Genomic DNA, 8,702 nt, shown 5'->3' with positions numbered 1-8,702 from the left:
GATAGCTGCAGTTAAAGTAGTCTTACCATGGTCTACGTGACCGATTGTACCTACGTTCACGTTAGTCTTTGTACGTTCAAACTTTTCCTTTGACACGATTTTATTCCTTAAAAATAAATTTAATTACACACCTCCATCCTCATCGAATGGAGGTATCATCCAAATTAGTTATTGCTACGAGCTTCGATTACAGCATCAGCAATGTTCTTAGGAGTTTCGGCATAACGACCGAATTCCATTACGTAAGATGCACGACCCTGAGTCTGTGAACGGAGGTCAGTTGCATAACCGAACATTTCTGCTAATGGAACCATTGCACGAACAATCTTACCGGTTGGGCCGTCTTCCATACCTTCAACGATACCACGACGACGGTTCAAGTCACCGATAACGTCACCCATGTAATCTTCTGGAGTATCAACTTCAACCTTCATTAAAGGTTCGAGTAATACTGGAGAAGCCTTCATGAAACCTGCCTTGAATGCCATAGAACCGGCAATCTTGAATGCCATTTCAGAAGAGTCAACTTCATGGTATGAACCATCGTAACAGGTAACCTTAACGTCAACAACTGGGTAGCCAGCGAGAACACCGTTAGCGATCTGTTCCTGAACACCCTTGTCAACAGCAGGTACGTATTCCTTAGGAATAACACCACCAACGATAGCGTTAACGAATTCGTAACCCTTGCCTTCTTCCTGAGGTTCAAGACGTAACCAGCAGTGACCGTACTGACCACGACCACCAGACTGACGTACGAACTTACCTTCAATTTCGGTAGCAGCACGAATAGTTTCACGGTATGCAACCTGAGGCTTACCTACATTACATTCAACCTTGAATTCGCGACGCATACGGTCAACGATGATATCGAGGTGTAATTCACCCATACCAGAAATAATGGTCTGACCTGATTCTTCATCAGTGTGTACACGGAATGAAGGGTCTTCCTGAGCCAAACGCTGTAAAGCGAGAGCCATCTTTTCCTGGTCAGCCTTGGTCTTAGGTTCTACAGCAACAGAAATAACTGGTTCTGGGAATTCCATACGTTCAAGGATGATTGGAGCATTTTCATCACAGAGAGTATCACCGGTAGTAACATCCTTTAAGCCGATAGCAGCAGCGATATCACCAGCTAATACTTCCTTGATTTCATTACGCTTATCAGCGTGCATCTGCACGATACGACCTAAACGTTCACGCTTGCCCTTTACAGCATTGAGAACGAAATCGCCTGAATTGATAACACCTGAGTAGCAACGTAAGAAGGTTAAGTTACCTACGAATGGGTCGGTAGCAATCTTGAATGCGAGAGCAGAGAAAGATTCCTTATCACTGGTTGCACGAGTTGCTTCTTCGCCGTTTGGTAATTCACCCTTAACAGGAGGAATATCAAGTGGAGATGGAAGGAAGTCGATTACAGCGTCAAGCATTCTCTGAACACCCTTGTTCTTAAATGCAGAACCACAGGTTACAGGAACGATTTCACAATTGATGGTACGCTTACGGAGAGCAGCAACGATTTCTTCTTCAGTTAACTCTTCACCGCCGAAGAACTTATCAAGAAGAGCTTCGTCAGCTTCTGCAGCTGCTTCAACCATCTTGCCACGCCATTCGTCAACTAATTCTTCCATTTCAGCAGGAACGTCAACGTACTTGAAGGTAGTACCCTGGTCTTCAGTATTCCAGTCGATAGCCTTACGCTTGATAAGGTCAACAACACCTACGAAGTTATCTTCAGAACCGATAGGAAGAACGACTGGTACTGGGTTACCCTTTAATCTGGTGCGAATCTGTTCAACAGCACGCATAAAGTTTGCACCGGTACGGTCCATCTTGTTGATGAATGCGATACGTGGTACATGGTACTTGTTAGCCTGACGCCATACGGTTTCAGACTGAGGCTGAACACCACCTACAGCACAGTAAACCATTACTGCACCGTCAAGTACACGCATAGAACGTTCTACTTCGATAGTGAAGTCTACGTGACCCGGGGTATCAATGATGTTGAAACGATGCTTCTTGTACTGATGATTCATACCGTCCCAGAAACAGGTGGTAGCAGCAGAAGTAATGGTAATACCACGTTCCTGTTCCTGTTCCATCCAGTCCATAGTAGCGGCACCATCATGTACTTCACCAAGCTTGTGATTTACACCGGTGTAGAACAGAATACGTTCTGTAGTAGTGGTCTTACCGGCATCGATGTGAGCAGAAATACCGATGTTACGGTAGAGCTCAATTGGAGTTTGACGAGCCAAAATATAATCCTCTTTAAATCATCCAATCAATGGACAACATAATTTAATCTTAATGAAGGGCTGAATAAATTTAAACAGCCCAACAAATTCAGTACTACCAGCGGTAGTGAGCGAAAGCCTTGTTTGCTTCAGCCATACGATGAACGTCTTCACGCTTCTTAACAGCAGTGCCCTTATTGTCAGCAGCGTCTAATAGCTCACCTGCGAGGCGCTGAGCCATGGACTTTTCACCACGGGAGCGTGCGGCTTCTACTAACCAACGCATTGCTAAAGCATTACGACGAACTGGACGAACTTCAACTGGAACCTGATAAGTTGAACCACCAACACGGCGGGACTTAACTTCCACTGAAGGGCGGATATGATCAAGTGCTTCTTCGAAAATAACTAAATGTTCTTTACCACTCTTTTCAGCGATAATATCTAAAGCACCGTAAACAATACTTTCTGATACTGACTTCTTACCGTCAACCATAACGATATTGATGAACTTAGCCAGTAATTCTGAACCGAACTTTGGATCAGGTAAAATCTTACGCTGACCTACAACACGACGTCTAGGCATCTTAAAATCCTCGTATTTTCAGGGGTTACCCAAAACTATATAAAAAAAGTTAAAAAAAATTGCCAGTTTGGCCTTACTTAACGGGGAATCCATTAAGCCTTAGGCTTCTTCACACCGTACTTAGAACGAGCCTGCTTACGATCCTTAACACCAGCGCAGTCTAAAGCACCACGGATGGTATGGTAACGTACACCAGGTAAGTCCTTAACACGACCACCACGGATCAGAACAACAGAGTGTTCCTGAAGGTTGTGACCTTCACCGCCGATGTATGAAGAAACTTCAAAACCGTTAGTTAAACGTACACGACATACTTTACGAATAGCTGAGTTAGGCTTCTTCGGAGTAGTAGTATACACACGAGTACAAACACCGCGCTTCTGTGGGCAAGCTTCTAATGCTGGAACCTTGTTCTTAACAACTTGCTTAACACGTGGCTTACGTACTAGCTGATTGATTGTAGCCATTTACGCTCCCAAATATATTTAAAAAAATCACGATAATAAATTATCAGTCCCTGTATTCTATAACATACAAAAATGTAAAAAAAAACAATATTAAAGAATACAGTCAGCGAATTATACATTTATAAATTTGAAAATTCAATATTAGGTTATATATTAGCCACAAAAAAATTATTTCCAGACAACTGGAGAGCCATGTTTCACTATTAAATTTATTAATTCATCATGATTAAGGGAATCAAAACCTAATATTTTTGCTTTATCAGTTACGCCATAAGCTTCGGCATAGGTATCTATTACATAGATTTTGGCATTGGTTGTGAATTTGATTGAAGAATCATTCAGCAGAAGAAGGGCGTCGTTTGACATAATAACAGCATCATCACTTCTAAGAAATGAGATACACCTATTCCATAAACGTTCATCAAATACTGTAAATATATTAATCTTCACACTGCACCTGTTAGAAAGTAAACACATGTTTTGACTGACAAATAAGGGTATAGCACTTTTCTGATGAAATACAGGTTATTCCTGATATTGTATCGGACAATCGCTTTCTGACACTATCTGATAATTCACCATTATCCTCAACAAACACGTTGTTTATATCGTAAAGATCCAACATTCCAAACGTTTTAATAAAGTCTCTTTCTCCTGTCAGGACTGGTTTTAGAGATGATGCGTTAAAAAAAATCGGAACACATTCCTTCATAAAAACTATGGATACATCATCATTAAAAGCACTTATCCCAAGCACAAAATCAAGAAATTCTCTGAATTTTGAAAGATTACAGGAATTAATTACACAAACAATACCACTCATAGGGATATCACCCTATCCGCATTCTTAATCATATCAGACAGTTCACCAAGACCTGAGCAGGTAAAATCTTTTGAGGTACAGGACTTATCCACACCTCTTCTTAATCCAGCAGATTCACAAAAATAAATCTTTGACTGACGGGCAAGTTCTGAAAAAATAGATTGAGGATTAAATTCGTCAGAAGCCGGACTTATCGTCTTTAATGCATTGTATACACCATCTGAGTACAAAAAAATTTTCAAATGATGACCTGCTTTCAAAATAGAAACGGATAGATCAAGCGCCAGTTTAAGTCTTGAGTCTCCGTACGGACCTGAAGTAATTACTAAAACAAAATTCATTTGTACTCCGGAAAGGGTGCCAAACACCCTTTCACATAAGATCAATTAGTCTTTGTAAGCTACAAGTTCAACTTCACAGAGAACATCCTTTGGTAATCTTGCAACTTCAACACATGAACGTGCTGGAGCAGAAGTACCAAAATACTCAGCATAAACTTCATTGAATGCAGCAAAGTCATTCATGTTCTTAATAAAGCAAGTAGTTTTTACTACATCAGTAGCAGCAAAACCAGCTTCTTCAAGAATGGCAATAAGATTACGGCATGACTGGTGAGCCTGAACTTTGATATCACCGGTTACAAGAGTATTTGATTTTGGATCTAATGGAATCTGACCAGAGGTAAACAGGAAATTACCAACCTTTGTAGCCTGAACGTATGGACCGATAGCTGCTGGAGCATTTGGAGTGTTAATTACAACTTTACTCATATAAATCACCTTTAATATAACAATAATAATGAAAGTGAAATTATTATAAATCTAAATTAAAAAAAAAGTATAAAAAAAGCATACTGCAAAACAGTATGCTTTTCGTAAAGAAATTTATAAAGTAATCAGATAATTACTTTAATTCAACCTTAGCACCAGCTTCTTCTAAAGACTTCTTAAGAGCTTCAGCTTCGTCCTTTGAAGCGCCTTCCTTGATCTTAGCAGGAGCAGATTCTACTAAGTCCTTAGCTTCCTTAAGACCTAAACCGGTAGCACCACGAACAGCCTTGATTACGTTGATCTTGTTAGCACCAACATCAGCTAAAACTACGTCGAATTCGGTCTTTTCTTCAGCAGCAGCAGCGCCAGCAGCTGGGCCAGCAACAACAGCAGCAGCGGCAGAAACGCCGAACTTTTCTTCCATAGCAGCTACGAGTTCAACAACTTCAACAACTGACATACCAGCGATTGCTTCTAAAATTTCTTCTTTAGTCATTTGATAATTTCCTAAAATTATTTGTTAACAATAAAACTATAATTAAGCAGCTTCTTTGAGCTTGTCGCCTAAGGCAGCTAAAGTACGAACTAACTTGCCAGCTGCAGCTTCCTTCATGGTTGCCATGAGACGTGCAATTGCTTCTTCGTAAGTTGGTAATGTAGCTAAGCGATCAATATTTTCTGCTGAAATGAATTCACCTTCAAAAGCAGCACCCTTTACTGAGAAATTCTTGTTGTTCTTAGCGAATTCCTTGAACAGACGGGCAGCAGCGCCTGGATGATCAAAAGAAAATGCAACAAGAGTTGGACCAGTGAAGGTTTCAGCCATACATGCGAACTCGGTACCTTCTACGGCACGGGCAAGCAGAGAGTTACGTACGATTCTTGCGTCAACCTGGTTGTCACGACATAACTTACGTAAAGCAGTCATGTCAGCAGCAGATACACCACGAGAATCAGCAACTACAGCTGATTTAGCGCTCTTGGCAAGTTCAGCAACTTCAGCAACTATAGCCTTCTTGTCGTTGATTAATAATGCCATTTAGCAAAACTCCTGGAAAATAACCCGACAAATGTCGGAAACACCCTTTTCAGGGACTTCGGAAATATCCAGAAAAAAGAAATCTTTCTCTGAAGTCTTTTCCGTCTGCGCAGGAAATTAAGGTTTCCCACCTGCGGTCTTGGACGGGAGCAGGACTCCCGAACAGGATGAGTTTACAAACCCATCCTAAAAAAACTAGTCAGCCAGACCGTTCTTATCTAAAGCAACACCGGCACCCATAGTAGATGACAGGAATACCTTAGAAATGTACTGGCCCTTAGCAGTAGCAGGCTTAGCCTTCTTAACAGCTGAAATGAGCGCGTTAAGGTTTTCGATAAGAGCTTCGTTAGTGAAACTGATCTTACCGATAGCAGCCTGAATGTTACCCTGCTTGTCGTTACGATAACGTACCTGACCTGCCTTAGCATTCTTAACAGCTTCAGCAACGTTAGGGGTTACGGTACCAACCTTTGGATTAGGCATTAAACCACGTGGACCGAGGATCTGACCTAACTGACCTACAACACGCATTGCATCAGGAGAAGCGATAACTACGTCAAACGCAATTTCATTCTTCTTAACCTGGTCAGCTAATTCTTCCATACCTACGTATTCAGCACCAGCAGCCTTAGCTTCATCAGCCTTAGCGCCCTGAGTAAATACTGCAACACGTACAGACTTACCGGTACCATTTGGAAGTACTACTGAACCACGAACAGTCTGATCAGACTTACGTGGGTCGATACCTAACTGAATTGCAACGTCAACAGATTCGTCGAACTTGCAGGTAGCAAACTTACGAATAACTTCAACAGCTTCTGCTGGAGAATATTCCTTGGTCTTATCAACGCCTTCCTTGATAGCCTTCATGCGCTTTGATAATTTAGCCATCTATTAGTCCTCCACCTGAATACCCATTGAACGTGCAGTACCAGCGATTGAACGAGCAGATGCTTCTAAATCAGCACCAGTCATGTCGCCGTCCTTCTTACCAGCAATTTCAAGAAGCTGAGCCTTGGTAATCTTACCAACGATTTCAGTACCAGGCTTGTGAGAAGCGGTCTCTAAACCTAAGGTCTTCTTGATAAGGAATGATGCTGGAGCAGTCTTGGTAACAAATGTAAATGATTTGTCAGAGTAAACAGTAATAATTACTGGAACAGGTGAACCCTTGTCCATCTTTTCTGTCTTGGCGTTGAATGCCTTACAGAATTCCATAATGTTTACACCATGCTGACCTAAAGCAGGACCAACAGGAGGAGCTGGGTTTGCCATACCAGCCTTAACCTGAAGCTTAATATATGCTTGAACTTTCTTAGCCATTTTTATGCCTCGCGGGTTCAGACGCATGCAGAAATGCACACTCCCCAATTAATAAAAAATAATAACTTCCTCACAAAATAGAGGTGATGAGATTATACTCAATTATACGATTGAGTCAACATTTATTTTCAGTAAATAAAAAAGAAGAGGCTTCCCTCTTCTTTATTACAACCCTAACTACTAGTACTAAAGATCTTTTTCTACCTGAGAGAAATCCAAATCTACAGGAGTATCTCTACCAAAAATTGAAATTGAAACAGTGACACGATTCTTTTCATAGTCAACTGCTTCAACAGTACCTGTGAAGTCTTTAAAGGCACCTTCTTTAGCTCGAACCTTTTCACCAACTTCAAATTTAGTCTTCTGGGTTGGAGCATTTTCAGTTTCTTTAAGACGACCTAAAATTCTCTCTGCTTCAGCGTCAGTAATAGGCATTGGATGATCTATGTTTCCACCAACAAAACCAAGAACACGGTCAGTATGGCGAACAAAAAGCCAGGTCTTTTCATTCATCACCATGTGAATGAGCACATATCCAGGAAAGAACTTGCGCTGAGACTCACGCTTCTTACCGTCGCGATATTCCTTTACTCTTTCCATTGGAACCAGAACATCGTCAATCAGTTCTTTCATCTCTTCATTCTGTTCAATGCTCTGAAGAAGAGTTTCTCTTACTCTCAGTTCATAGCCAGAAAATGCCTGAATAACGTACCATCTTTTTTTAGCACCTGAATTTGAACTTTCTGTGGTCATATCTGTTCCTTAGATTGAATTGACACTGTCAAGAATAAACATAAAGAATAAATCAAACACCCAAAGCATAAAAGAAAGCACAACTGCGATAATGCCTACCATAATGGTTACCTGCTTGGTCTTCTGTGCATCAGGCCAAACTACGCGTCTTACTTCTGTGTATGATTCTTTGGCAAAGGATAATCCCTGTCTACCCTTATTAGTACAAAGAGCAACAACAACAGCCAGAAGAACAACAAGAACAACACCCAACCCTTTCAACAGTGAGTTAATGCTGTCGTTAAATACGTCGCTGTATTCTTTATTTAAATAATAATTACCGAAAATGGCAACAGCACACAGTAAGATTGATAAAATCCATAATGATGCATTTGCACCTGCAGAAATCTGTCTTGTCAGAAAACTGTCAGCAACATTTTGGGTTGATGCATTAACAACTGGATTTTTGTTCTCAGCTTTAGAGGCCATTATTAAAATCCTTATTCAAACACTACTTATAAAAATAAACTTTGCTTCACTTTAAAGCAAAGTTAGTATATCACTAAAATTATAAAAATCTAAAAAAACCCCGAAAATCTCGGGGTTTTTTTATCTAGTCAGATAAGATTATTCGATAACCTTAGCAACAACACCAGCGCCTACAGTACGGCCACCTTCACGAATTGCGAAGCGTAAACCCTGTTCCATAGCGATTGGGT

15 protein-coding genes are annotated in these 8,702 nt (G+C 40.8%); all 15 read right to left on the bottom strand.

Annotation, left to right across the window (positions count from 1 at the left end; all coding sequences use genetic code 11):
* On the bottom strand, nt 1-96 hold a 96-nt coding region (locus BMY80_RS11345), incomplete at its 3' end, for a GTP-binding protein (RefSeq protein WP_198020477.1).
* A gap of 68 nt (nt 97-164) precedes the next feature.
* Nucleotides 165-2,264, bottom strand: a complete 2,100-nt coding sequence (gene fusA / locus BMY80_RS11340) for an elongation factor G (RefSeq protein WP_093143770.1) — start codon at nt 2,262-2,264, stop codon at nt 165-167.
* Between the two features lie 94 nt (nt 2,265-2,358).
* Nucleotides 2,359-2,829, bottom strand: a complete 471-nt coding sequence (gene rpsG, locus BMY80_RS11335) for a 30S ribosomal protein S7 (RefSeq protein WP_031580146.1) — start codon at nt 2,827-2,829, stop codon at nt 2,359-2,361.
* Between the two features lie 92 nt (nt 2,830-2,921).
* Nucleotides 2,922-3,296, bottom strand: coding sequence for a 30S ribosomal protein S12 (gene rpsL, locus BMY80_RS11330; protein WP_031580145.1), 375 nt, complete (start codon nt 3,294-3,296; stop codon nt 2,922-2,924).
* A 168-nt stretch (nt 3,297-3,464) separates the two neighbouring features.
* Complete coding sequence (locus BMY80_RS12720; protein WP_143066529.1) at nt 3,465-3,773, bottom strand: DsrH/TusB family sulfur metabolism protein; 309 nt, start codon at nt 3,771-3,773, stop codon at nt 3,465-3,467.
* Nucleotides 3,757-4,119 (bottom strand): DsrE family protein, encoded by a 363-nt coding sequence (locus tag BMY80_RS11320; RefSeq protein ID WP_093143764.1) that lies wholly within the window; start codon nt 4,117-4,119, stop codon nt 3,757-3,759. Before BMY80_RS11320 ends, BMY80_RS12720 begins: the two co-directional genes overlap by 17 nt.
* Nucleotides 4,116-4,460, bottom strand: coding sequence for a DsrE/DsrF/TusD sulfur relay family protein (locus BMY80_RS11315; RefSeq protein ID WP_093143761.1), 345 nt, complete (start codon nt 4,458-4,460; stop codon nt 4,116-4,118). The genes BMY80_RS11320 and BMY80_RS11315 overlap by 4 nt, the downstream gene beginning before the upstream one ends.
* A 45-nt stretch (nt 4,461-4,505) precedes the next feature.
* The gene (locus BMY80_RS11310) at nt 4,506-4,889 is read right to left on the bottom strand and encodes a RidA family protein (protein ID WP_031580141.1); all 384 of its coding nucleotides are present in this window, start codon (nt 4,887-4,889) and stop codon (nt 4,506-4,508) included.
* Nucleotides 4,890-5,022: 133 nt separating this feature from the next.
* Complete coding sequence (gene rplL, locus BMY80_RS11305) at nt 5,023-5,385, bottom strand: 50S ribosomal protein L7/L12 (protein WP_031580140.1); 363 nt, start codon at nt 5,383-5,385, stop codon at nt 5,023-5,025.
* Between the two features lie 42 nt (nt 5,386-5,427).
* Nucleotides 5,428-5,928: a 50S ribosomal protein L10 gene (gene rplJ / locus BMY80_RS11300; RefSeq protein WP_031580139.1), complete on the bottom strand. Its 501-nt coding sequence runs from the start codon at nt 5,926-5,928 to the stop codon at nt 5,428-5,430.
* Between the two features lie 195 nt (nt 5,929-6,123).
* Nucleotides 6,124-6,819, bottom strand: a complete 696-nt coding sequence (gene rplA / locus BMY80_RS11295) for a 50S ribosomal protein L1 (RefSeq protein ID WP_031580138.1) — start codon at nt 6,817-6,819, stop codon at nt 6,124-6,126.
* Between the two features lie 3 nt (nt 6,820-6,822).
* On the bottom strand, nt 6,823-7,251 hold the full coding sequence (gene rplK / locus BMY80_RS11290) for a 50S ribosomal protein L11 (RefSeq protein WP_031580137.1): 429 nt from the start codon (nt 7,249-7,251) through the stop codon (nt 6,823-6,825).
* Nucleotides 7,252-7,437: 186 nt separating this feature from the next.
* Nucleotides 7,438-8,004, bottom strand: coding sequence for a transcription termination/antitermination protein NusG (gene nusG / locus BMY80_RS11285; RefSeq protein WP_031580136.1), 567 nt, complete (start codon nt 8,002-8,004; stop codon nt 7,438-7,440).
* Between the two features lie 9 nt (nt 8,005-8,013).
* Nucleotides 8,014-8,472: a preprotein translocase subunit SecE gene (secE, locus tag BMY80_RS11280; protein WP_093143758.1), complete on the bottom strand. Its 459-nt coding sequence runs from the start codon at nt 8,470-8,472 to the stop codon at nt 8,014-8,016.
* 138 nt (nt 8,473-8,610) lie between these two features.
* Nucleotides 8,611-8,702, bottom strand: a 92-nt coding sequence (locus tag BMY80_RS11275; RefSeq protein WP_018748561.1) for an EF-Tu C-terminal domain-related protein, incomplete at its 5' end; no start/stop codon positions are given.

The sequence above is a fragment of the Ruminobacter amylophilus genome, assembly GCF_900115655.1.
Classification (GTDB): Bacteria; Pseudomonadota; Gammaproteobacteria; order Enterobacterales; family Succinivibrionaceae; genus Ruminobacter; species Ruminobacter amylophilus.
The sequence above is the reverse complement of the archived record's forward strand: the minus strand, read 5'-3'. Positions and strand labels throughout refer to the sequence as shown.